The organism is Azorhizobium doebereinerae UFLA1-100 (assembly GCF_000473085.1).
Lineage (GTDB): Bacteria > Pseudomonadota > Alphaproteobacteria > Rhizobiales > Xanthobacteraceae > Azorhizobium > Azorhizobium doebereinerae.
The window spans coordinates 76,851-99,870 of the sequence record NZ_AXBA01000026.1; the positions used below are offsets into that span (position 1 = coordinate 76,851).

The 23,020-nt window shown below is 67.8% G+C and carries 24 protein-coding genes; 12 read left to right on the forward strand and 12 right to left on the reverse strand.

Going from position 1 to position 23,020, the window contains the following annotated elements; all coding sequences use genetic code 11:
• Positions 1-87: 87 nt before the first annotated feature.
• The 7 genes from YU1_RS0118185 to YU1_RS0118215 all read right to left on the reverse strand — a co-directional run bounded on the left by YU1_RS0118185 (position 88) and on the right by YU1_RS0118215 (position 6,712).
• Positions 88-1,236: a class I SAM-dependent methyltransferase gene (locus YU1_RS0118185; protein WP_029005302.1), complete on the reverse strand. Its 1,149-nt coding sequence runs from the start codon at positions 1,234-1,236 to the stop codon at positions 88-90.
• Entirely contained in the window at positions 1,233-2,090 is an 858-nt protein-coding gene (locus YU1_RS0118190) for a phytanoyl-CoA dioxygenase family protein (protein ID WP_029005303.1), read from the reverse strand. Before YU1_RS0118190 ends, YU1_RS0118185 begins: the two co-directional genes overlap by 4 nt.
• Positions 2,087-2,812: a WbqC family protein gene (locus YU1_RS0118195; protein WP_029005304.1), complete on the reverse strand. Its 726-nt coding sequence runs from the start codon at positions 2,810-2,812 to the stop codon at positions 2,087-2,089. Before YU1_RS0118195 ends, YU1_RS0118190 begins: the two co-directional genes overlap by 4 nt.
• A complete protein-coding gene (locus YU1_RS0118200) occupies positions 2,809-3,366 on the reverse strand; it encodes a GNAT family N-acetyltransferase (protein WP_029005305.1) in 558 nt (185 codons plus the stop codon). The genes YU1_RS0118195 and YU1_RS0118200 overlap by 4 nt, the downstream gene beginning before the upstream one ends.
• Complete coding sequence (locus YU1_RS0118205) at positions 3,351-4,100, reverse strand: cephalosporin hydroxylase family protein (RefSeq protein WP_029005306.1); 750 nt, start codon at positions 4,098-4,100, stop codon at positions 3,351-3,353. The genes YU1_RS0118200 and YU1_RS0118205 overlap by 16 nt, the downstream gene beginning before the upstream one ends.
• Before the next feature lie 65 nt (positions 4,101-4,165).
• On the reverse strand, positions 4,166-5,338 hold the full coding sequence (locus YU1_RS0118210; protein ID WP_051357007.1) for a DegT/DnrJ/EryC1/StrS family aminotransferase: 1,173 nt from the start codon (positions 5,336-5,338) through the stop codon (positions 4,166-4,168).
• 102 nt (positions 5,339-5,440) lie between these two features.
• Positions 5,441-6,712, reverse strand: coding sequence for a glycosyltransferase (locus YU1_RS0118215; protein WP_029005308.1), 1,272 nt, complete (start codon positions 6,710-6,712; stop codon positions 5,441-5,443).
• 399 nt (positions 6,713-7,111) lie between these two features.
• On the opposite strand from YU1_RS0118215, the gene YU1_RS0118220 reads away from it, so the two are divergent.
• The 3 genes from YU1_RS0118220 to YU1_RS33560 are packed head-to-tail and all read left to right on the forward strand — an operon-like array spanning position 7,112 to position 9,957.
• On the forward strand, positions 7,112-8,341 hold the full coding sequence (locus tag YU1_RS0118220) for an FkbM family methyltransferase (RefSeq protein ID WP_029005309.1): 1,230 nt from the start codon (positions 7,112-7,114) through the stop codon (positions 8,339-8,341).
• Positions 8,338-9,063, forward strand: a complete 726-nt coding sequence (locus YU1_RS0118225) for an FkbM family methyltransferase (RefSeq protein ID WP_029005310.1) — start codon at positions 8,338-8,340, stop codon at positions 9,061-9,063. The genes YU1_RS0118220 and YU1_RS0118225 overlap by 4 nt, the downstream gene beginning before the upstream one ends.
• A 24-nt stretch (positions 9,064-9,087) precedes the next feature.
• Positions 9,088-9,957, forward strand: coding sequence for an SMEK domain-containing protein (locus YU1_RS33560; RefSeq protein ID WP_156922237.1), 870 nt, complete (start codon positions 9,088-9,090; stop codon positions 9,955-9,957).
• Between the two features lie 166 nt (positions 9,958-10,123).
• On the opposite strand, the gene YU1_RS0118230 is transcribed toward YU1_RS33560, so the two are convergent.
• Positions 10,124-10,402, reverse strand: a complete 279-nt coding sequence (locus YU1_RS0118230) for a type II toxin-antitoxin system ParD family antitoxin (RefSeq protein ID WP_029005311.1) — start codon at positions 10,400-10,402, stop codon at positions 10,124-10,126.
• Positions 10,403-10,479: 77 nt separating this feature from the next.
• On the reverse strand, positions 10,480-12,705 hold the full coding sequence (locus tag YU1_RS30085) for an O-linked N-acetylglucosamine transferase family protein (RefSeq protein WP_051357008.1): 2,226 nt from the start codon (positions 12,703-12,705) through the stop codon (positions 10,480-10,482).
• Between the two features lie 214 nt (positions 12,706-12,919).
• Between YU1_RS30085 and YU1_RS0118240 the strand changes: the two genes are divergently transcribed.
• The gene (locus YU1_RS0118240; RefSeq protein ID WP_029005312.1) at positions 12,920-13,369 is read left to right on the forward strand and encodes a type II 3-dehydroquinate dehydratase; all 450 of its coding nucleotides are present in this window, start codon (positions 12,920-12,922) and stop codon (positions 13,367-13,369) included.
• A 1-nt stretch (position 13,370) separates the two neighbouring features.
• The gene (locus YU1_RS0118245; protein WP_245263374.1) at positions 13,371-14,315 is read left to right on the forward strand and encodes a 2-hydroxyacid dehydrogenase; all 945 of its coding nucleotides are present in this window, start codon (positions 13,371-13,373) and stop codon (positions 14,313-14,315) included.
• Here the strand turns inward: YU1_RS0118245 and YU1_RS0118250 are convergent.
• Positions 14,268-15,230, reverse strand: coding sequence for a LysR family transcriptional regulator (locus tag YU1_RS0118250; protein ID WP_029005314.1), 963 nt, complete (start codon positions 15,228-15,230; stop codon positions 14,268-14,270). The two genes, YU1_RS0118245 and YU1_RS0118250, sit on opposite strands and share 48 nt — an antisense overlap.
• Before the next feature lie 208 nt (positions 15,231-15,438).
• Between YU1_RS0118250 and YU1_RS0118255 the strand changes: the two genes are divergently transcribed.
• The 7 genes from YU1_RS0118255 to YU1_RS0118285 all read left to right on the forward strand — a co-directional run bounded on the left by YU1_RS0118255 (position 15,439) and on the right by YU1_RS0118285 (position 22,145).
• Positions 15,439-16,893: a 4-hydroxyphenylacetate 3-hydroxylase family protein gene (locus tag YU1_RS0118255; protein WP_029005315.1), complete on the forward strand. Its 1,455-nt coding sequence runs from the start codon at positions 15,439-15,441 to the stop codon at positions 16,891-16,893.
• Entirely contained in the window at positions 16,890-17,390 is a 501-nt protein-coding gene (locus tag YU1_RS0118260) for a flavin reductase family protein (RefSeq protein ID WP_029005316.1), read from the forward strand. The genes YU1_RS0118255 and YU1_RS0118260 overlap by 4 nt, the downstream gene beginning before the upstream one ends.
• Positions 17,391-17,440: 50 nt before the next feature.
• Positions 17,441-17,860: a RidA family protein gene (locus YU1_RS0118265; protein WP_029005317.1), complete on the forward strand. Its 420-nt coding sequence runs from the start codon at positions 17,441-17,443 to the stop codon at positions 17,858-17,860.
• 299 nt (positions 17,861-18,159) lie between these two features.
• A complete protein-coding gene (locus tag YU1_RS0118270) occupies positions 18,160-19,188 on the forward strand; it encodes an ABC transporter substrate-binding protein (RefSeq protein ID WP_029005318.1) in 1,029 nt (342 codons plus the stop codon).
• A 164-nt stretch (positions 19,189-19,352) separates the two neighbouring features.
• Positions 19,353-20,204 carry an ABC transporter permease gene (locus YU1_RS0118275; protein WP_029005319.1) on the forward strand — a complete coding sequence of 284 codons (852 nt, stop codon included), beginning with the start codon at positions 19,353-19,355 and terminating at the stop codon, positions 20,202-20,204.
• On the forward strand, positions 20,204-21,022 hold the full coding sequence (locus YU1_RS0118280; protein WP_029005320.1) for an ABC transporter permease: 819 nt from the start codon (positions 20,204-20,206) through the stop codon (positions 21,020-21,022). Before YU1_RS0118275 ends, YU1_RS0118280 begins: the two co-directional genes overlap by 1 nt.
• Complete coding sequence (locus YU1_RS0118285; protein ID WP_035715823.1) at positions 21,012-22,145, forward strand: ABC transporter ATP-binding protein; 1,134 nt, start codon at positions 21,012-21,014, stop codon at positions 22,143-22,145. Before YU1_RS0118280 ends, YU1_RS0118285 begins: the two co-directional genes overlap by 11 nt.
• A gap of 38 nt (positions 22,146-22,183) precedes the next feature.
• On the opposite strand, the gene YU1_RS30090 is transcribed toward YU1_RS0118285, so the two are convergent.
• Together YU1_RS30090 and YU1_RS0118295 are read right to left on the reverse strand one after the other, a co-directional pair.
• A complete protein-coding gene (locus YU1_RS30090; protein ID WP_035715825.1) occupies positions 22,184-22,828 on the reverse strand; it encodes a DUF1028 domain-containing protein in 645 nt (214 codons plus the stop codon).
• A partial coding sequence (locus tag YU1_RS0118295; protein WP_029004079.1) for an IS5/IS1182 family transposase occupies positions 22,746-23,020 on the reverse strand: 275 nt, incomplete at its 5' end. The genes YU1_RS0118295 and YU1_RS30090, both read right to left, overlap by 83 nt.

Here is a 23,020-nt window from a genome sequence, read left to right on the forward strand (position 1 = left end):
GAACGTGCCGGCCGGAGGGCCGCGCCCTCCCACCGGCATCGCGTCCATCAGCCCGAACGAGCCCGAAACGGGCTCGCCGGGCCGCTCTCAGTCGTCCAGCCAGACCCGTTCGAGGCCGTCGCGCTGAAGCGCCGGCACCTGGGCGATGATGGCGCGCGCCTTCTTCGGATTGAGGCCGATGAAGACCGCCGTGACATCCGCCGGCAGATCCGCCGGGGGCATGACCGGCCGCTCGAACAGGGTGGAGCCGGCAAGGTTCGGATTCTGGTCGAGGAAGCCCGAGAGCGTCACGTGCTGCGCCACCCGGCTGGCGATCCAGGCGCCGTAGAAGCCGGCGCCGTAGATGGCGCAGGTCTGGCCGGACAGCCGCCGCGCGGCGGCCGCGAGGCGCTCTGCCGCCCCACCCCAGAAACCGCAGGCCGCGCGTGCGGCCCGCGCCGCCTCGGCCGCGTCCCCGGCTGTGGGCACGACGCCCGCGCTCTTGCGCGCGGTCACGAAGAAGGCGCCGGGGAAGGCCGTCGCGTCGCAGGCCTCCATCCGGAAACCCGCCACTTCCAGCGCACGGGCCAGCGAGGCCGCGCTGAAATGGTTCAGATGGTCGGCCACCATCATGTCGCCGGGGTTGGCGACGGCGTCCGGCACCGAGATCAGCACCCGGCCCTCGGGCTTCAGGAGGCGCCAGATCTCCTTGAGGAACGGCACCGGCTCGGCCACGTGCTCCAGCACGAAATGGCTCATCACGGTGTCGAAGCGGCCGGTCCAGCAGAGCGGGGCCTCGTAGGTGGCGCGGTCCTCCACCGCCACCCATCCCTCCCACGCGGCCGCATAGTCCGTGCTCACGTCGAACACGGCGGGTTTGAGGTCGGGGCGGCTGCGCATCATGGTGCGCAGCGTGGTGGCCTTGGCGGCGCCATAGTCGAGCACGCGCGCGCCCTGTGGCGGATCGAGCAGCCGCAGCGCGATGCCCGCCTGGTGGGCGGTGCGATAGATCGGCTGGCCGTCGGCGCCCACGGCGAAGATCTGGTCGTGATCCTCGGAGGCGAGCGAGATCCGGTAGCCGGTGTCGTAGAAGGCGCGGATGTCCGGCAGGTCCGGGCTCTGGGCATGGCCGCAGCCCTCGCAGACGAACACCTGCATCGGCCCCTCGATCAGGGTCATGATCGAGGTCATGGACGGCCCGGCGGCCTCATAGGCGGGGGCGCCGAGGGGCGCCCCGCAGACGCGACAGGCGATCATGCCGCGCCCCGTTCCACGGCGAGTTCGGGCAGCACGTCGGCGAACTTCGTGCCGGCGGCGAACGAGCCGCGCCAGCCGATGCGCACGCCGAGCGGCTCGGCGAAATTGAAATAGCGGAACTGGATGGTCCAGCGCGGCGTCCGCGAACGGTTGTGCCCGCCTTGGTGCAGGGTGAGGAAGTCCATGAGCACCAGATCACCCGGCGTGGTCAGCGGCGCCACCACCTTGTACTTGGCGAGGCGCTCCTGCTCGCGGTCGAGGTGCAGCGCATAGGCGCCGGAGGCCCCGACGCCCTTGTCGTCCTCATAGACCGGCACGATGCCTTCGGCCTGCGAGCCCTCGGCGATCTCCACCGGGCCCATGTCGGCGGTCAGCGGCAGCAGGGGCGTCCAGAACACGATGCCGTCGAGACTGCGCAACTGCGAGGGGAATTCCTGGTGCCAGTGGGCGCGGAACTTCTCCTCGCCGGGATTGTCGATGCGGATGCCGTAGCCGCCCGCCGCGATGCCGGGAACGCTGCCCGGCCGGAGCGCGCGGAACACCTCGTCGTTCGCGCGGTTGGTCACCAAGCGCATGAAGGCCGGGATCTGCTTGACCGCGTCATAGATCTCGCCGCCCCAGGTCCTGTTGGTGGCGATGAGCTGCGGATAGGCCAGCGTCATGGCCTCGTGCGGCGTGGCGGTGGGGGCCACGACGCCGTATTTGCGGCACACCCCTTCGACGATGACGCGGATGCCCTCGTGGATCGGCGCCACGTCGGCCTCGGCATCGTAGAACTGGCGGAGCACCGCATAGCCCTTGTCGGCGAACGTCGGCTGCGCCTCGGACGCAACGGAGAAAGGCGTCTGGCTCATGGGGTTTCCTTCCTTTGCTCCAGGAACTGGCGCCACGGCTGGGTGGCGGGCCTGAGATGGGTTATGGCATCGCGCCCGGTGTGTGCGATGAGGTCGAGAATCGAGACGTAGGGGGTGAAGGCGCCGCTGCCCTGCGGCCAGGGCGTGCGGCTGTAGGCCATGTATTCCACGCCGACGCCGGCCGCCTCGAACGCCGCGTGGTCCAGATAGTCGGCGGCGCCGTGGCCGGTGAGATATCGCGTGCCGTCGAAGTGGCGCACCAGGTCCAGCACCCGCTGCCAGGAGCGGCCCTCCACGCCGAGCCCGGTGGTGCGGGCGATGGTGCGGCCGGCGCCGATGCCGAGGTAGCGCGCCGGCGCCTCGATGCTGGCGACCAGCAGGTCGCAGAGATTGTCATGGGCGTAGACGGCGTCGAGGATGGCCAGCGCGTCGGCGCTGTGCGGCGCCTCGGCCAGCGATTGGGCCAGCAGGGCGCGGTGCGCCGCCTTCCAGTCGCCGTCCGTGGCCTTGAGGTCGGCGATGCTCTGGAAGCTGCCCTTGCCGGCGAGCGGAACGGTCATCCAGCGGCGGTCGTCGCCGTATTTGACCTGGATGCGGTTGGTGAAGCTGCCCTTGGAGAACTGGGTGTCGTCGAGATAGAGATAGACATCCGCCAGCATCAGCTGCTCGAAGAACCCCGGCCAGGGGAACAGCATGGGCTGGGAGATGACGACCGCCGTCATGACCCCGTCTCCGTGAGATGGCGCTGCAGCAGCATCACGTCGTGGACCGCGTCCGTGTCGCGGAAATGCGCTTCGATCAGGCCCACCGGCTTGAAGCCGACGGCATAGTTCATCTTCAGCGCGGCCGCGTTGTCGGCGCGGATCTCCGACAGCATCTTGGCGAGGCCCAGCTCGCGGCCGGCATAGTCCACCAGCAGCCAGAGCGCGGCCCGGCCGAAGCCGCGCCCGCGCGCGGCGCGCGACAAGGCAATGCCGCCGTAGCCGCAGCGGTTGCGGCGGTGCACCTGGCTCACCTGGGCATAGCCGACGGGCGCGGAGGTGTCCGCCTCGGCGATGACGCGGAAGCCGCCGCCGGCATCCGTGCGGCGCCGCTCGATCCAGGCCCGGACGGCGTCGTCGTCGGTGGCCTCGGGGATGGTCAGCAGCAGCGACTGCATCTCCGTGTCCCGCCGCATGGCGGCGAGGGCGTCGAAATCGGTCTCGCGCACCTCGCGCAGGATCACCCCGGCGTCGGCCACCCGGGCCGGCGCGTCGGGCGTCACGCCCGGATGCATCGCACATATCCCCCCGGGGAGCTGGACAGCACCAGCTTGCCGTTGATCACCGGATCGACCTCGAAGCGGTCGGTCTCGGCCAGATAGGCGGTGAGCGCGGCCAGCGGCTCGTCGCCGGGATGCCAGATCTTGGAGCGCTTGGTGGGGGTCTGGGTGGCGGGCACGCGCCCGAGCAGGGTGTCGGCCACCACCATGTACTGGCCGGCGGTGACCAGCGGGCCATAGGTGCGCAGCTCGTCGAGCACGTGGTCGCGGCTGTGGTCGCTGTCGAGGATCACCATGACCGTGGCGCCGGGCGGGATCGCCGCGCGCACCCGGGCCATGGTCTCCGGCGCCGTGGACGGCCCCTCGATCAGCTCGATGCGCCCGGCCATGGGGTGGCTCTCGATGGCCTCGCGATTGTGCGCGCGGATGTCGATGTCCACGCCGACCACCTTGCCCTTGCCGATCAGCTGGAGCATGGCGGCCATGAAGATGACCGAGCCGCCGCGGGCGACGCCGGTCTCGATGATCACGTCCGGCTTGGTGGCCCAGATCACCTCCTGCGTCGCCATCACGTCGGCGGGCATCTGGATGATGGGCACGCCCATGAAGCTCCAGAGGTAGGAGTAGTCGTAGGTATCCAGCGTATAGAGCGCCGACGTTATGGTGTTGAACGTCGCCTCGTCCCGGCCGAGGGCCAGGCACATCTCGCGCTTGTGCGCCTCGAATTCGATCCGGTCGTCCTTGCTCATCTGGCTCATGTCCATTCCCGCCCCGGTGCCTGGCACGCGGGATCGTTGTCGCCCGGAGGCGGTTGTCACGCGGAGGCTGCGAAGCGATAGGCGCTCCGGCCGTGATCCAGCAGGATCTCGTTCAAGGCGGCGCACACCACGTCCACCTTCGCTTCGGTCATATTATAGCCCGACGGCAGGTTGACGCCCACGCGGGCGATCCTCTGCCCATGGTCGTTCGCGGTCACGCGGCGCTTGGCCTCGGGCAAGGCGTCGAAGGCGGGCAAAGTGGAGAGCGGGGAGAAGAACGGCCGGGTGTCGATGTTGCGGCGCTCCATCTCGGCCATCAGGGCGAACTTGTCGAGGCCGTAGCGCTCGTCCGGCACCACCGTGACCATCCAGTAGGAGTTCTCCACCCCCGCCGGCTCCACGTTCAGGGTGAGGCCGTCGATGCCCTCCAGGCGCGCGCGATACCAGCCGAAGATCGCCCGCTTGTAGGCGATCAGCGCGTCGATGCGCTCCATCTGGGCGACGCCGAGCGCCGCGGTGACGGCGTTCATGCGGTATTTGAACGCGATCTCGTGGTTGAGGAAGAAGCGGTCGCCGGGGTTGCGCCCGTGGTCGCGCAGCACCAGCACGCGGGCGGCGAGGTCCGGGTCGTCGGTGACGAGCATGCCGCCCTCGCCGGTGGCCACCGTCTTGGAGCCGTGGAAACTGAAGGCGGCGGCGCGGCCGAAGGCCCCCGCCCGGCGGCCGTCCAGGGTCGAGCCCAGGGCTTCGGCGGCGTCCTCCACCAGATGGAGGCCGTGCCGGTCCGCGATGGCCTGGAGCGCGGGCCAGTCGCACATGGAGCCGTAGAGGTCGACGCCCAGGATCGCCTTGGTGCGCGGCCCGATGGCCGCTTCCACGGCGGCGGGGTCGATGCACCAGGTGTCCGGCCGGATGTCCACCAGCACCGGCGTGGCGCCGAGCTGGACGATGGGCGCCACCGAGGCGATCCAGGTCACGTCTGGCACGATGACCTCGTCGCCCGGCTGGAGGCCGAGGGCGGCGAAGATCAGGTGCAGAGCGGAGGTGGCGTGGGGCAGGCTGACGGCGTGGCGCACGCCCACATAGTCCGCCATCATCGCCTCGAAGCGGGCGTTGTAGGCGTAATGGTTGCCATACCAGGCGGTGCGGGCCGCCTCGGCGGCCAATTCGGCTTCCCGCTCGGTGATCGAGGGACCCGCGACAGGAATCCGCTCCGGCGAAATAATCATGCTTTCCCCCGCCTTGGCACCGACGTGCTGGAGGTGTGTTAGAGCGAAAGGCTTGCCCGAAGCCGACTTAGCGGCGCCCGGCGGCGGCGGCCGGGCCGGGGGTCAGGAGAAGCCCGAAAGGCTGGCGTCGTCGGGAAAACAGGTGCGGAAATGGCCGAGGCTGCCCTTGGAGGCCATGTCCGAGAACAGGCGGCAATCCCCGCTTCGCGTGTCCTCCACCGGCGTATCCTCCGCCCGCGTGCCGTCCTCCGCGCGCAGCGTGGACAGGAACCAGGTGCGCGAATCGCGCCCGAGCGCGGCGGCGAAGTCGCGGTTGCGGCGGGGGTGCCCGGCCAGCGCCGCATAGGCGCGGGCGAAGGTCCGCAGCGCGGCGGCGGGGGTGCGCGTCTGGGCCATGTCGTACATGCCCTTGGCGCCCAGCTTGGCCACCCGGCGCGGGTTGCGGCGGGTCCAGTCGATGAGCGCGGCGCAGGTGGCGAGGTCGTCCACCACCAGGCCGTTGCGGCCGTCGCGCACGATGCCGGTCTCGGCGGGATTGTTCCACACGATGGGCGCGGCGCCCACCGACATGGCCTCCACCAGCGCGTTCTCCGCCGTGCCGTAATGGCCGGGGGCCAGCAGGTAGAGGAAGACGTCCAGCTTGCCGAGCACCGCCTGCGGATCGGCCGCATAGCCCTCGAAGCGCACGCGCCCGGGATGCTTCATGGCCGCCGCGCGCGCGGCGACCTCGCCGGTCGGGTCGAGATGGCCGAAGAAGGAGACGCGGATGTCGCCCTCCACCGCATCGATCACGTCGAACACGCCGGGGTGCATCTTGATGAAGTCGAGCGTGCCCAGATAGCCGTATTTCAGTTGCCCCGTGGGGCAGGCGTTGCGGTTCGGCGCCGGAAAGCCGTAGCCGGAGTTCGCCACCTCGAACGCCTCCGGCCGCTCGGCGATGAGGGGCTTCAGGTTGGGCGCCGCGAGCGAGCAGGCGGAGGTGAACAGCGTCTGGTCCGCCAGCGCCACCAGCCCGGTGGGCAGCAGCGGCGGGGCAAGGCCGGAGATGTGCACCCACAGCGCGAGGCGCATGGCGGGCAGGGGCAGGGTGGCGAGCAGGGCATAGAGGCGGGGGTGGTTCCACCATTCCACCTGCACCACGTCGGCGGCTTCGATCAGTTCGGCCAACTGGCCCGGGCTGGGCGTCACCACGATGCGCCCGCCGGCCGTGGCGATGCGCTCCGCATAGGCGGTGTCGCGGGGCGCCTCCAGCAGAGCGTAGGTGTGCTGGGTCCGCCGCACCCGGCCGCGGCCTGCGGCGGCGGCCTCGGCGAGGGCGGCGTGGGCCTTGCCCACCCCGCCGCCCAGGTGGGCGGTGATGTGCAGGATGTTCATGCCGCGCTCCGGGGGCGTGCGGCTGCGTGCGCGGTTCCGCCGGACGCCGGCATGTGCGCGGCGCGGGGCGCGCGGGCTGGATCGAGGATGAGGGATCGGAGCATTCGCCGGCCCTATTTAGGTGCGATTTAACCGCCATCCTGCCTGTCGCGGATGGCGTGGGGCTGACTTGGCGCGCACTCCGGGCCGGCAGGTCGGGGCTTGATGCCCGGGCGGCACGAGGGGCAGAGGCGCGTCCCCGCGCGCGCCACAAGGCTTGCGCCAGCCTCCGTGTCCATGGTGAGCGCAAGAGACGGTGCCGCGTATCCGGCGCCGGTCGATCGCGGGAACAAGAGGCGTCATGCGGGAGTCTGAAGGGGCCGGACCGAAGTCCCGGTCGATTGCAGGAGAGGGTGTGTAATGTCCCGCCGCGCGGCCGCCCGCCGCCTGAAGCTCGTGTCCAATGCCCTGGTCGCCCGCCGCTTCGACGCGCTGCCGGATGCGGCGACGGCGATCGACCTCCTGCGCATCGTCAATGCCCGCGCGCCCGCCGGCAAGCCGGTCCAGCTCGGCTCCAAGCCGCTCTGGCTCCATGGCGCCGGCGAGGCCGGCAAGCGCGCCCGCCGGCATCTCGACGCCGTGGGCCAGCCGCTGGCCGGCGTGGTCGATGCCGACGCGGCCCGCCGTGCCGAGGATCCGGACTGGGCGGGCATCCCGGTGCTGGCGCCCGATCGCGTGCCGGATGCGGCGAAGGCCAAGGGCGTGCTGGCGCTGGCCGAGACCGACGGCCCGCACGTGCCGCTGGCCACGGCCCTCAACGCCGAGGGCTGGGCCAATTGCGTGCCCTTCGCCGATGTCGCCGAGGCGTTCCGCAAGCAGCGGCCCGGCTGCGGCGGCTGGTTCGCGGAGCCGCTCTCGGCAGAGGAGTTGGAGGCGGCCGGCGCCGTGCTGTCCGGCTTCGGCGACGAGGCCTCCCGTGCGCATTACCTGCGCTGCGCCGCCTGGCGCCTCGCCCGGCAGGAGTGGGAGTTCGCCACCGTGCCGGTGCTGGGCCCTGAGCGCTTTCTCGTTCCCGAGGTCACCGCCGCCCTGCGCGCCGACGAGCGCATTCTCGACGGCGGGGCCTATCACGGCGACCTCACCGCGCGCCTGCTGGAGGCGGTCAAGGGCGCCATCTCGGTGGTGTGGGCGGCGGAGCCGGACGGCGCCAACCGCGCCGTGCTCCAGGCCCGGGTGGATGGGCTCGACCTTCATCTGCGCGCGCGCATCCAGGTGCTCGACGCCGTGCTCGGCGCCCGCACCGAGGCGGCGCGCTTCCACGAGGGGCTCGGCCCGGCCTCGCAGATCGCGCCCACCGGCCGGGTGCTGCGCGCCTGCGCGCCGCTGGATGCGCTCGGCCTCGATCCGACCGTGGTGGCGCTCGATCTGGAGGGCGCGGAACTGGCGGCCCTGCAAGGCGCGCGCGAGACGCTGCGCCGCCGCCGGCCGCTAATCATGCTGGCCATCTCCCACGATGCCACGGGCCTCGTGGAGACGCCTCACTGGCTGATCGAGAACCTGCCCGATTACACCGTGCTGATGCGCACCCATGGCTGGTGCGGCATGGGCGCGATGCTCTATGCCATCCCCAAGGAACGGATTGCCCCATGACCGTTTTTGCCGATTCAAGCCGCTTCATCATGGATCTCGGCATGAACAATGGCGACGACACCGCCTATTACCTCGCCAAGGGGTTCGACGTGGTGGCGCTGGAGGCCAACCCGGCCCTGGTGGAGGCGGCGCGCACGCGCTTCGCCAAGGAGATCGCCGCCAAGCGCCTCAACATCGTGGAGGCGGCGGTGTGGTCCAAGGCCGGCACCGTCCCGTTCTATGTGAACGAGGTGAACAACCACCGCAGCAGCGTCAATCTCAACTGGGCCAGCCACGACGGCACGCCCGCCCATGCGGTGGAGGTGACGGCGGTGACGCTGGGCGACCTGTTCGACCGCTTCGGCACGCCGCTCTATCTCAAGGTGGACGTGCAGGGCGTGGACGAGATGGTGCTGAAGCAGTTGCGCTCGCAGATCATCAAGCCGCTCTACGTGAGCGTGGAGGACTGCCGCTTCGGCTATGAGTTCATCGCGGCGCTGGCGGATGCGGGCTATGACGGCTTCAAGCTGGTGGACCAGTCGCAGGTTTCCAGCATGCGCGACCCGAAGGTGGCCTATCGTTTCTCCGAGGGCTCGTCCGGCCCGTTCGGCGAGGCGCTGCCGGGCCACTGGCTGGACCGCAAGGAGTTCGAGAAGCTCTATTCCCACACCGTGCGCGACCGCGCCGGCACCCGCGTCGCCCCGCGCACCCACTGGTGGGACATCCATGCGGTGAAGCTGTGATGTCTTAAATTTATAGGATAAATTATGAATTATGACGAGATGTATAGGTCGTGTGTTGATAGATTGGTCAGTTATTGTTATGCGACTAAGACGTTAGCTGCAGCCAATCGAATGGATAGGGCCGTAAATGCGGAGTTGCTCATTTGTGATATCGCGAATGTTATGTTCGAATGTAATTTACGTAGTTTAAAGCAGGGACCGATATTTGATTTAGCGGACGATGAGGCTTGTATTGCAATACAGGTAACTTTTGATGGTTCAATGACAAAATTAGATTCATTTGTGTCAAAAATACAGAATAATGACAATTTAAAGTATAAGAAATGCTATTTTTTCATACTTGATCCAGCTAGAAAAAATTACAATAGAGACGTAAATATAAAGAATAGCAAAGGTGAGATATATTTTTGTAATAATTATATAATAAATTTATACGATATTTCTAGTTGGATTGGAAGTTTGATGATAGATAGATTGAAGATTATTTCACTTATCATTGATAAGTATGTACCATATATCAATGAAAAAAAATATGCCGACAAGTTTGATTTTTTAAGAGATATGTCGGAGTTTGTTTTGCATGTGAATCGTGGGGTGGTTCCAGATCCTATTGGAATTCGTGAATTTGATCCGTGTCAGCAGTTGATTTTGTCTTATGATATCCTTGATCGAATGCGGTCTGGGTTTTGTGATATAGAGTTCTTTGTTTCGCAAATTCAGCGAAAGTTGATACAAGAATTTTTATTACAGGCGGATTTTGCTATCGATAGGTTGAGGGTATTTTCTGAGGCCCCGGTAATTAATATGCAAAGAAACTATCATGTATGGGGTGATGCTCATCGTGAGTTTAAAAAGCTTGATGATAAAATGAATGAGTTTCGTGAGTCTATGTAGAATTGCGATCTGATGTAAATTTACATTACGTGTGCAATGTTTAGATTTGTGCTCATTTATTCGCTTTGTAGCGATGGCGCTTTAAGCCGGCTGTCGGTGGCGATGCGGGGCCAGATGTCGATCAGGTCTTCGTCGGCGTGGTCCGTGCGAAGGATCGGCGGCACGCTCAGCCGCCGCGTCGAGAGGTGTCCAGGCGGCGACGGGCCTCGGCCTTCACCTCGGCCATGCCGGGGCGGGGACTCGGGCCGCGGTCGATGCCTTCCCGCGCCAAGGCGCGCAGGTCATCCACCGTAAACCCCAGCAGGTCGCGCCGTTCCTGCCATCCGCGCACGGCTTCGCGGATCGCCTCGCTGGTGGAGGCGTAGGCGCCGGAAGCGACGGCGCGGCGCACGAAACTGGCCATTTCCAGCGTCAGTGCAACGGTGATCTTCTCGACCTCGGCCATGCGGATGCGTTCCTATGTCGGTCTCGGGGTATGCGCTTCGCTTACCCGAGGCAACAGAGCCGTCCGCCGGCCGCGCCTCACACCACGATGGCTTCCGGCGCCTTGCCGGCGCTGCGCAGCGCGTGCATACGCTCATAGGCAGTCTCGATCCCGGCCGTATAGGCGGCGGCATCGAACAGCGGCGCGGTGGCGCGGGCGGCGGCGAGGCGGGCCTTCAGCGCGGCGAGGCGCGCCGGGTCCTGCGCGAGGGCGAGGGCGAGGGCCTCGTAATCGGCGAGGGAGGTGGTCACAAGCTCCGGCAGGCCCACCGCGGTGAGCAGGCTGGCAGCGACGCGGGAGGCGAAACTCTCGCCGGCGCAGGTCACCACCGGCACGCCCGCCCACAGCGCGTCGCTGGCGGTGGTGTGGGCGTTGTAGGGCAGGGTATCGAGGAACAGGTCGGCATGCGCGTGGCGGGCCAGATGGTCGGCCAGGTCCAGCTTGGGCGCGAAGATGATGCGCTCGGGGTCGAGCCCGGCGCTGGCCGCCTCATAGGCGAGGTTGTCGCGGGCGGTGGCATTGGCCTCGAACAGCCACAGCACGGAGCCGGGCACGGCCTCCAGCAGGCGCATCCACACCGCGAACACGGCGGGAGTGATCTTGTAGGTGTTGTTGAAGCAGCAGAAGACGAAGCCGCTCTCCGGCAGGCCGCAGGCGGCGCGGTCCGGCACGCTCTCGGCGATGGCGCGGCGGCTGTCGTTGGGCTGGTAGGCGCCGGGCAACTGGACGATCTTCTCGTCATAGTCGCCGGCATGGTCGAGCGGCGTCACCACCCGGTCGCCGATGATATAATCGATGAAGTCGGCGCCCATGGTGCCGGGGTAGCCGAGATAGTTCACCTGCACCGGGGCCGGGCGCAGGGCCATGATCTCAGTGCGGCAGCCGAGCGTATAGCCCTTCAGGTCCACCAATATGTCGATGCCGTCGGCGCGGATGCGGCGGGCGGCCTCCGCATTGGTCATGTCGCCCACCTCGACGAAATGGTCGAAGGCCTCGATCACGCGCTGGCGCATGGCGGACTTGTCGTCCGGGCTGTGGGAATAGGCGAACACCTCGAATTTCGCCCGGTCGTGCCGCTCGAACATCTCCACGGCGAGGAACGCCGTGGCGTGGTGATGGAAGTCGCTGGAGAGATAGCCGATGCGGATGCGCCGGGCGGGGTCGGCCGGCGGGGCGGGGGGCAGCTTGTCCTTCTGCTCCAGCCGCACGCCCCTGGCCCAGACGCGGGCGGCGTGCAGGTGCACGGCGGTGGAGACGTGCGAGGACAGCAGGATGAACGGGCCGATGCGCATGTCGGTGGCGGCCAGCAGGCGGCCGAGCTCGGCCTCGTCGGCCTCCACGTTGCGCCACTGGCAGATCTGGCGGCCGGCATTGGCGGCGCCGAGGCGGGCGACCACGTTGTCCGGCTCCGCCGCGATGGCGCGGCGATAATAGGTCAGCGCCTCGGCAAAGCGCTTGCCGTCCACGAACACGCTGCCGAGGTTGAGCAGCGCGCCCACATGGTTGGGGTCGATGGCCAGCGCCTTGCCCAGCACCTCGACCGCCTCCTTGTGGCGGCGCTTGTCCAGCAGCAGCAGGCCGAGATTGGCGTGCAAAGCGGCGATGTCGGGGCGGAGCGAGGAGGCAACCTTCAGCAGCGCCATGGATTCGCGGTCGCGGCCCTGCTCATAGGCGTTGACGCCGGCAAGGCCCATGCGCTCGGCGGAGAGGGCGCCGCGCTGGAAGGCCTGGGCCCAGACCTCGGCGGCGGCATCGGGATCGCCGTCATTGGCGAGGATGGCGCAGCCGAGTTCGAGCGCGGCCTCGCCATTGGCCGGCTGCTGGGCGACGGCGAGGCGCAGGGCGTCCAGCGTACCGTCATGGGCGGCGAGGCGGGCGAGGCCCACCTGGGCGGCGGCATGGCCGGGCTGGAGCTTCAGCGCCTGCTCGAAGGCGGCCTGGGCGGCGGCGGTGTCGCCCATCTGGAGCAGGACGGTGCCGAGGTCGGCCTGGATGGCGGCGTCCTGCGGGCGCAGGGTCGCGGCGGCGCGCAGGCTGGCCTTCGCCTCGGGCAGGCGGCCGAGCTGGCGCAGGCACAGGCCGTGCATGTGCTGGACGCCGGCATTGCGGGGATCGCGCTTCAGCGAAGAGGCATAGAGCTTGGCGGCGCCGGCATGATCGCCGGCCTGGTGCAGGCTGCCCGCGCGCAGCGCGTCCTGCGCGGACTTCATCTGCCCGCCTGCCGGCGTGCCGAAGGCCGCCGTCGCCGGATGCCGCTTGCTCATGACCCCCTCCATGCCGTCCGCCCCGGGCGCGACCCGGAGTGTTTCAGCCGGCACCTTCTGCGGCTTCACTTGCTTGAGGCTTGTGCGGCCGGGCCGGGGGCGGGCGCGGCATCGGAAAAGCCGATGCAGTCGATCCCCCTTTCCGATTGGCACAGGGCGGTGCTGCACCGCATTCTGGCGCTCCCCCTCCCGAACCGCCCCTCCGGAGCGCCCCGTGGCCACGATCTTCTTCATCAACGGGCCGAACGCCAATCTCTACGGCCTCGACCCCTCCGGCACCTATGGCCGCGAGAGCTTCCCGCAGCTCCAGGCGCGCTGCGAAGCGCACGCCAAGACGCTCGGCGTCGGCCTGGATTTCCGCCAGTCCAACCATGAGGGCGTGATCGTGGACTGGATCCAGGAGGCGCGGGGCAAGGCGGACGCCATCGTCATCAACGCGGCGGGCCTTACCTACACCTCGATCGCCATCCTCGACGCGCTGCTGGCGTTCGAGGGGCCGATCATCGAGACCCACATGAGCAACATCTACAAGCGCGAGCCCTTCCGCCACCACTCCTACGTGTCCAAGGCGGCGAGCGGCATCGTGGCGGGGCTGGGCGCGCTCGGTTATGAACTGGCCATCACTGCGGCCAAGACGCTGGCTGACGAACGGGCGAAGGGGTGACGTGTTGAGCGAGGCACTGGTTTTCTACAGCAAGGCGGACGTGGCCGAGGCGTGGCTCTCGGCATTGGGCCGGGAACTGCCCGATCTCGCCATGCACACCGCCATCGACGGGCCGCCGCCCTGCCCGCCGGAAGACGTGCAATATGCGGTGGTCTGGAAGGCGCCGCACGGCTTCTTCAGGCCGTTCGTGAACCTCAAGCTGGTGGTCAACCTGGGCGCCGGCGTCGATGCGCTGGTGGCGCGCGACGACCTGCCGGACGTGCCCATCACCCGCCTCTCGGACCCCGAGATGTCGAAGATGATGGCCGGCTTCGTGCTGATGTGCGTGCTGCGCCACGCGCGCGACATCGTCCCCTTCGAGCGCGCCCAGCGCGAGGGCCGCTGGCGCTACATCCATCCCACCACGCCGGACAAGGTCCGCGTCGGCGTGCTCGGCCTCGGCGAACTGGGCGCCACGGCGGCGCATGAGATCGCCCGCTTCGGCTATCCGGTGCACGGCTGGTCGCGCAGCCCCAAGAGCCTGCCGGGCATCGACTGCCGCCACGGCCTGGAGACGCTGCCGCAATTCCTGTCCGAGAGCGACATCCTGGTGGTGATGCTGCCGCTGACGGGTGAGACGCGGCACCTGCTGAACGCCGAGCGGCTCGCGCTGCTGCCCAAGGGCGCCAAGTTCGTCAACGTGGCGCGCGGGCCCATCGTGGACGAGCCGGCGCTGATCGCGGCGCTCCAGTCCGGCCATATTTCCGAGGCGTCCCTCGACGTGTTCGAGCATGAGCCGCTGTCGCCGGACAGCCCGCTGTGGGCCATGGACAACGTGCTCATCACCCCGCACCTCGCCTCCATCGCCCTGCCGAAGTCGGCGGCGGCGCAGATCGCGGAGAACATCCGCCGCATCCGCTCAGGCGAGCCGGTGCTGAACCGGGTCGATCCCGGCCGGGGCTATTGAGCCGGGCGCGAACAGCCCCCCGTCCGCGAAGGCCTCCGACAGGAAGGCCGCGAACACCTCCACCGCCGGGCGCAGCGCCTGGCGGCGCAGGCTGAGGCGCATCACCCGCGTCGGCGGCAGCGGCTCGGAGAGCGGGATCACCGCCACCTGCGAGCCGTCATAGGCCATGGTGGTGCGCGGCGCCGCATTGTGGATGGTGTAGCCGCGCTTCTGGCCTACCAGCCCGCGGATCAGCTCATAGGAGCGGGAGCGGAAGGCGATGCGCGGCTCCAGCCCGAGCTGGGCGAACAGCGAGAAGAAATAGTCCCGCGAGTGCGGCAGGTCGTAGAGCAGGAACGGCTCGTCGGCGATCTCCGCCAGCGAGGCGGAGGCGCGCCCGGCGAGCGGATGGTCGGCGCTCACCACCAGCAAAGGCGGCAGGTCGATCAGGCGCTCGCCCACCACTTCTTCCGGCACCGCATAGCCATAGGAGACGGCCAGCTCGATTCGCCCGGACAGCACGCCCTCGATGATCTCCTGCTGGTCGCCTTCCTCCAGCCGCACCGTGATGCCGGGCTGCGCCTCGGCGAAGGCGGCGAGCAGGCCGGGCATGAAGCGCGGGGCGAGGGTGAGGAAGCAGCCGAGCGCGATCTCCCCCTTCAGGCTCTCGCCCAGCGCCCGGGCGCTCTGGGAGAAGTCGCGGGCATGGGCGAGCAGGTGGCGCGCCTCGTTCACATAGCGCTGGCCGGCGGCGGTCAGCGTCATGCCGCGGGCATGGTGGCGCACGAACAGGGCGGTGCCGACCGCCGCCTCGCTCTGGGCGATGGCGGCGGAGACGGAGGGCTGGGAGACGTTGAGCCGCCGGGCTGCCTCGGTGACGTTGCCGCTGTCGGCGGTGGCCACGACATAGCGCAGGGCGCGCAGGGACAGGTTCACCGGCCGGTTCCAGGCGGCGTGCGCGGCGGTGCGGGGCAAGGGCGGAAGCGGCCCGAAATCAAAGGTGAATTTGCCATTCTGAACATATGGCGGTCGCCCGCTTTGATCTGCATCAAGAAACCCGATCTTATCCCCCGGTTTTAAGTATTTTACCGATTTATCGTTCTGCCACAAGATTGAGCATGACCAGTTTGGGAGCATGCGGGACATGATCAGGACCGGCGCCGCCTACAAGGACGGCATTCGCGATGGCCGTGAGATCTGGATGGATGGCGAGCGCGTCACCGACGTGACCACCCATCCCGCCTTCAAGCCCATCGTGGACATCAAGGCGTGCATGTACGACCTGCACCACGAGGAAGCGCACAAGGCCGCGCTGACCTATGTGGAGGACAATGCGGTCCATTCCATCTTCCACCAGCCCCCGCGCACCCAGCAGCACTGGCACGACAAGTGGAAGGGCGTGGACATCCTCTTGAAGGACGTGGGCGGCGTCGTCACCCGCGTCGGCGACGAGACCATCGGCGAGATGTGGTCGCTCCAGGACGGCCGCGACATGCTGGCGGAGATCGACCCGCGCTTCGCCGCCAATATCGACAACCACATCAGGCGTGTAGTGGAGGAGGATCCGTTCCACGTCTCCGCCAACACCGACCCGAAGGGCGACCGCTCCCGCCACATCTCCGAGCGCGACCCGGACATGATGGTGCATGTCACCAAGGAGACCGACGCCGGCATCATCATCCGCGGCGCCAAGTACGAGACCGCCGCCGCCTATGCCGACCAGGCCTATCTGAAGCCCACGGTCGGGGCCTGGACGGACGAGAAGGAAAGCGACTACGCGCTGGGCTGCATCGTGAAGATGGGCGCGCCGGGCGTGAAGCACATCTGCCGCGCCGGCTTCGCCGGCCGCACCGACCCGCGCGACTACCCCCTCGCCAACCGCTATGACGAGGTGGACACGCTGGTGGTGTTCGACGACGTGCTCATCCCCTGGGAGGATGTCTTCTTCTACCGCTACACCAAGGCGGCGCAGTTCGTGCGCGGCACGCTGCACCGCTACTCGGCTTTCCCTTATGTGCTGCGGCTGCTCTACAACGCCGACATGATGATCGGCGCGGCGCTGTGGAACGCCAAGCAGACCGGCCTCGACAAGCTGCAATCGGTGCAGGAGAAGCTGGCGGACCTCGCGGTCTATCGCGAGGGCATCAACGCCCATCTCGTCGCCTCCATCGCGCTGGCCGAGAAGAGCCCCGCCGGCCTGCTGATGCCCAACCAGTCCATCCTCTATGCGGGGCGGGTGCTGGCCTGCTCGCAGCTGCCCGCCATGATGCACGCCACCCGCGAGCTGATCGGCGGCCAGATCTGCGTGACGCCGAACGCCGAGGCGTTCGAGGCGGCGGGCAGCAAGGACTGGCTGAAGAAGTTCTATACGCTGAACGACAACTGGCAGTCCGAGGACCGGCGCAAGCTGCTGGCCTTCGCCCGCGACCTCGTCTCGTCGGACTATGCGGGCCACCGCCTCGCCTTCGTGCAGTTCGCGCAGGCGCCGCACTTCAACCACCTGGCGGCGGTCTACAAGAACTTCGACTTTTCCGGCCCGCTCGACTTCGTGCGCAAGACCGCCGGCCTCTCCGACACCGTGCTGGGCGCCCTGAAATGAGCCCGCTGGACCCGGCCCTGTTCAAGGAGGCCATGCGCAACATGGCCTCCAGCGTGGCGGTGATCGCCACCGACGGCCCGGCGGGCCGGGCCGGGCTCACCGTGTCCTCGCTCTCCTCGCTCTCCATGGAGCCGCCATCGGTGGTGCTGTGCGTGCACGCCAATTCCACCGCCTTGCCGGCGCTGCTGGCCAATGGCGTGTTCACCGCCAATGTGCTGGCGCACGACCAGTCGGGCGTGGCCGATGCCTTCGCCGGGCAGGTGCCGGCCTTCAAGGCGGACAAGTTCGCCTGCGCCGAATGGGAGGCGCTGGCCACCGGCGCCCCGGCGCTGCGCGGCGCGCTCATCACCTTCGACTGCAAGCTGGCGGCGACCTTCGCCTTCGGCACCCATCACATCGTCGCCGGCGAGGTGCTGGCGCTCGCTCCCGCCGGGACGGGCGCCGCCGAGCCGCTGATCTATGCCAACCGCGCCTACCGGCGGCTCCAAGTTGCTTGATGACCGCCGCTTGACGACAACCGCCTGAATGCAATTGCTTGAGGACAGCCGTGCCCACACATACCCGCATCCGCCCGTTCAACACCAAGCAGGCCTATCCCGAGCAGAGCCTCGACAATGACGTGTGCATGGCGGTGCGCGCCGGCAACACCGTCTACCTGCGCGGCCAGACCGCCATGGCGCTGGACGGCTCCATCGTCGGCGTCGGCGACGCGGCGGCCCAGGCCGAGAACGCCATGAGCTGCGCCAAGGTGCTGCTGGAGGAGGCCGGCGCCCGGCTGGAGGACGTCGTCAAGATCGTCATCTACATCACCGACCGGGCCTATCGCGAGCCGGTGTACCGGGTGGTGGGCAAATGGCTGAAGGGCGTGTTCCCGGTCTCCACCGGCATCATCGTCCAGGGCCTCGCCAAGCCGGAATATCTGATGGAGATCGACATCATCGCCGAGATCCCCGCCGAGCGCGCGTGAGGCGAGGCGGGCAGGTGCGCGGGGCGCCGGGGAAAAGCCCTCCCCCGCAAGCGGGAGAGGGAGCCTGTTGAGCGCGAGGTGTAAGTAATTACGGGACTTAATTCGTAATTTTGTTGCTCACATAAATATATCAGTCTCCGGATCATCCGTGATCCGGAGACTATCCGCGTTCATATTGCCTCGAAACACGAAAAATATTTGCGATACATCAATTGTGACCTTGCGTCGCAGCATGTCGTTCTGCTTATCTCTATCCCATACAATGCTGCCGAAAAGGCGGTTCCAGAGGAGAACGGGACATGAAGACCTCTTTGATAGCCGTCGGCGCGGTGATGGCGGCGCTGCTGTCCGCGCCCGCCCAGGCGGCGGACAAGCTGGTGGTGAGCACGTGGGGCGGCAGCTTCCGCGACCTGATCGCCGACACCATCGGCAAGAAGTTCACCGCCGAGACCGGCGTCGAGGTCGAGTACATCACCGGCGGTACCATTGATCGCCTGAACAAGGCGAAGCTGGCCAAGGGGTCGCCGGAGAGCGACATCACCTTCACCACCTCGCACGTGGGCTTCCTGTATTCCGGCGACGGCCTGTTCGAGAAGCTGGATCTCGCCAAGATCCCCAACGCCGCCAATCTGGTGGCCGAGGCCAAGGTCAGCCCCTATCATTTGGGCACCTGGGGCTATGTCTACACCATCGGCTACCGCGCCGACCTGACGCCGAAGGGCATCAAGTTCGACAGCTGGGCCGACCTGTGGAATCCCGAGCTGAAGGGCATGCTGGCGGCGCCCGACTTCGACCCCAGCCACATCATCAGCGTGGCGGCGCTGCTCTCCGGCGGCAGCCCGGCGGATTGGCAGAAGGGCGAGAAGAAGCTGCTGGAGCTGAAGCCCAACTTCAAGGCCTTCTACACCAATGACGCCAACTCCCAGCAGCTGATCGCCACCGGCGAGACCCCGGTGCAGATCATGCTGTCCATGAACGCCTATTACATGATCGGGCAGGGCGTTCCGATCACGGTGGCCACTCCGAAGGAGGGCGGCGTGCTGGGCGTGGACACGGTCGCCATCATGGCCGGCTCGAAGCAGCAGGACCTGGCCTACAAGTTCATCAACATGGCCCTCGACCCGGCGGTGCAGGGCGAGATCGCCAAGTTGAAGAAGGGCTCCCCCACGGTGACCAACGCCAAGGTGGACCCGGAGGTGGCCAAGCTGCCCGGCGTGCTGACCACGGCCGAGCAGTGGTCGAAGCAGATCGTCATCGACCCCAAGCTGCGCGCCGAGAAGACCGCCGAGTGGCGCAAGTGGTTCGCCGAGAACATGATGGGCAAGTGAGCCGTTGAACAGCCCAGACCGGCCCGGCCGGCGATCCGGCCGGGCAGTCCCGCGGCGCCGCAGGCCGGCTTCCCCCGGCCGCGCGGCCCCGCAGGCCCGCTCCCCAACAGGCCCGCTCCCCGCGGGTTCTCTCCCCACAGGTTCTCTCCTCCGCAGGCCGAGCCATGAAGACCCGCCCCTTCCTTGCCCTGTTCGTCTCCCCGGCGGCGCTGGCGGCGCTGGCGCTGGTGGCGGCGCTGGCGGCCATCCTGCAGTTCGCCTTCCGCGCCTTCGTGCCGGGTTCCATGGAGCCGGGCGGGCTGACGCTCGCCAATTTCGCCGCTCTGCTGCGCCCGCTCTATGCGGACGTTTTCTTACAGACTGTCGCAATATGTCTCATGACGGCGCTGGCAACGTTGATTGTTGCCTATCCACTCGCCTACGCCATTGTGCGATCCCGCTCTATCGCCTTGAAATCCTTCCTGCTCATTACCGCATTGACCCCAATGTTCCTTGGCGAAGTCGTGCGGACTTACTCATGGATCATTGTTTTGGGGAATTCCGGGTTCATCAATTCCATTTTGCTCGCAATAGGTGTGGTTAACAGGCCGGTGCAACTCATGTTCACCACCTTCGGCGTGGTGGTGGCCTTGGTGCATGTGACCCTCCCGGTGATGGTCATCATGCTTGCCGCCGCCCTGTCCCACGTGGACCTGGACTATGAGAAGGCCGCCACCAGCCTTGGCGCGGGGCCGGTTCGCGCCTTCCTGACCGTGACCCTGCCGCTGTCCATGCCCGGCATCGTGGCCGGCGTCACCACCGCCTTCGCCTGGACCTTCTCGGCCTTCGCCACCCCGCAGATGATCGGCGGCGGGCGTGTGCCAATGGTGTCTACCCTCATCTATCAACTGGGCTTTTCGTCCTTCAACTTCCCGTTCGCGGCGGCGCTCTCGGTCACCGGCCTCGCGCTCACCGTCGCCGTGCTGGCGCTGGCGAAGGCCGCGCTGGCGCCGCTCGAACGCCTGGGAGCCCACTGATGCGCCGCCCGCTCTCCCACCGCCTGCTGGGCCTCGCCGGCCGCCTCGCCGTGGCGCTGGTGGTGGCCTTCATCCTGCTGCCGGCGGTGGTGGTCACCCTCTCCGCCTTCAACGACAAGGCGATCATGAGCTTCCCGCCCACCGGCTATTCGCTGCGCTGGTTCGCCCGGGCCTTCTCCTACAAGGATTTCGCCACCGGCTTCCGCAACGGGCTGATCATCACCGCCTTCGCCTCCACCCTCGCGCTGCTGGTCGGCACCGGCTTCGCCTTCGCGCTCGACCGCTACAGCTTCCGCGGCAAGCGGACCCTGGAGGCGATCCTGGTCTCGCCCCTGGTGATCCCGCACTTCACCATCGGCCTCGGCTTCCTCATCCTGGCGGCACAAATCCAGGCGGCGCGGACCTTTGCGCTGGTGATCGCCACCCATGTGGTGCTGGTGCTGCCGTTCGTGATGCGCTCGGTCTACGTCTCGCTGCGCAATCTCGATGCCAGGCTGGAGCAGGCCGCCGCCAGCCTCGGCGCGCGGCCCGGCCGGGCACTGGTGACGGTGACGCTGCCGCTGCTCCTGCCGGGCCTCGTCTCGGGCTGGCTGTTCGCCGCCATCCTGTCGTTCAACGAATTCACCGCCTCGCTGTTCGTGACCGCCCAGGCGACCCAGACCCTGCCGGTGGCCATGTACAATTACGTCCGCGAATATGCCGACCCCACGCTGGCCGCGCTGTCCGTCGTCTACATCGTTGTGACGGCGACGCTTTTGACCATCGCCAACCGCTTCCTCGGCCTCGGAAAGGTGCTGAACGTTGAGCATGCCCGCTGAACGCATCCCCCCGGGGAGCGATGCTCCCGCCGCCGCTGCCGCCCGCCGCATCGGCGTCCAGATCGACGGCGTGACCAAGCGCTTCGGCGCCTTCACCGCGCTGCACGAGGCGTGGCTCAAGATCGAGCAGGGCACCTTCATGACCCTGCTCGGCCCCTCCGGCTGCGGCAAGACCACGCTGCTCAACCTGCTGGCCGGCTTCCTGGAGGCGGACGGGGGCGAGATCTTCGTCGACGGCCAGCTGATGACCGAGACCCCGCCCTATGCGCGGGAAATCGGCGTGGTCTTTCAGAACTACGCGTTGTTCCCGCACATGAATGTCGCCAGGAACGTGGGCTACGGCCTCGCGGCCCGGGGCGTGCCGAAGCGGGAGATCGCCCAGCGGGTCGACGAGATGCTGGCGCTGGTGAAGCTGGCGGATTTCGGCCACCGCAAGCCGAAGGAATTGTCCGGCGGGCAGCAGCAGCGGGTGGCGCTGGCCCGCGCCCTCGTCATCCGGCCGAAGCTGCTGCTGCTGGACGAGCCGTTCTCGGCGCTGGACAAGAACCTGCGCGGCTCTATGCAGGTGGAGATCAAGGAGATCCAGCGCCGGCTGGGCGTCACCACCATCTTCGTTACCCATGACCAGAGCGAGGCGCTGTCCATGTCGGACCGCATCGCGGTGATGTCGGCCGGGCGCATCCGCCAGGTGGGCACGCCGGACGAGATCTACCGCCGCCCGACCGACCGCTTCGTCGCTGCCTTCGTGGGCGACGTGAACGTGCTGCCGGCCCGGCTGGAGCGCCGCCAGGGCGATCAGGCCAGCGTGCTGGTGGGCGGCGTGCGGGCTCAGGTGCCGGCGGAGACGATCGAGGGGCTGGCGCCGGGCGCAGCGGTGGACCTGTTCGTTCGGCCGGACGCGCTGGCCATCGGCGAGGCCGGCGGCGGCGTGCCGGGCACCATCGCCGCGCACGTCTACCAGGGCTCGCATGTGGACATGGTGGTGGACTGCCCCGCCGCAGCGGGCGGCCGCCTGCTGGTGCGGGTGCCGGGCACCGAGGCCCCAGGCCTTTGGCCCGTGGGCCGCGTTGTGGGCATCGGCCCCACGGCGGGCGGCGTCGCCTTTCCCCCCGAGGCCGCTTGAGCGGCCTCGGAATGCAAGGCCGCCAGACCTCGGTGGCTTCAGAAGGCGGGCGCCTCGGCGGGGGTGCGGGCACGGCTCTCATAGGCCGCCTGCTGCGGGGCGTAGAGGGTCCATAGCCTGCGCAATTCGGTGATGGGGGCCTCGTGCCAGTCCACCCTGAGATCCACCACCGGCCAGTCGTAGGTCTGCGCCACATGGAGGCCCGCCGCGTGCTCGTCGTCCGTCTCGCCACCCGCCGCAAGGCCGGCTTCCAGGCCGCGCAGCAGCCGCTCCGCGAGGGGCAGGGCGGCATCGCCCAGGAAGGCGTCCAGCATGGCCTGCGGCACGCCTTCGTCGGCCAGCAGGTTACCGAGCGCGAGGCAGGCGGGACCCGCGGCGACCGCTGCCAGCGGCAGCGCCTGCGCTCCGGAGTGCCAGGCCACCTGGCCGTAGCGGTCGATCACGCTGGCCTGGCGATAGGCGGGATCGGCCGTGCCGGCGAGAAGGGTGTCGAGCACCGCCTTCGCCCCGAGGCCCTGGCGCAACAGGGCCTGCCCGGCGGGGCCCAGGGCAGGATCGGTGACGTTCTGTGTGGTCACGAGGCCTAGGTGGTGTGGACAGTTACCTGATCCACAGGACGATGGCAGCGATTGTGACGATGGCGAGGTAGTTTCGCGCGGTCTTCTCGAAGCGGGTCGCGACACGCCTGAACTGCTTGAGCTTGGAGAAGCAGCATTCGATCAGGTGGCGCTGAGCGTAGAGGTGCCTGTCGAGGCTATGCTTCCTGGCGCGGGATGGATTGGACGGGATGACCGCCTGCGCGTTCCTTGCCGCGATTGTGGCGCGCAGGGCGTCGCTGTCATAGGCGGTATCGGCCATGACGGCCTGGGCGGGCA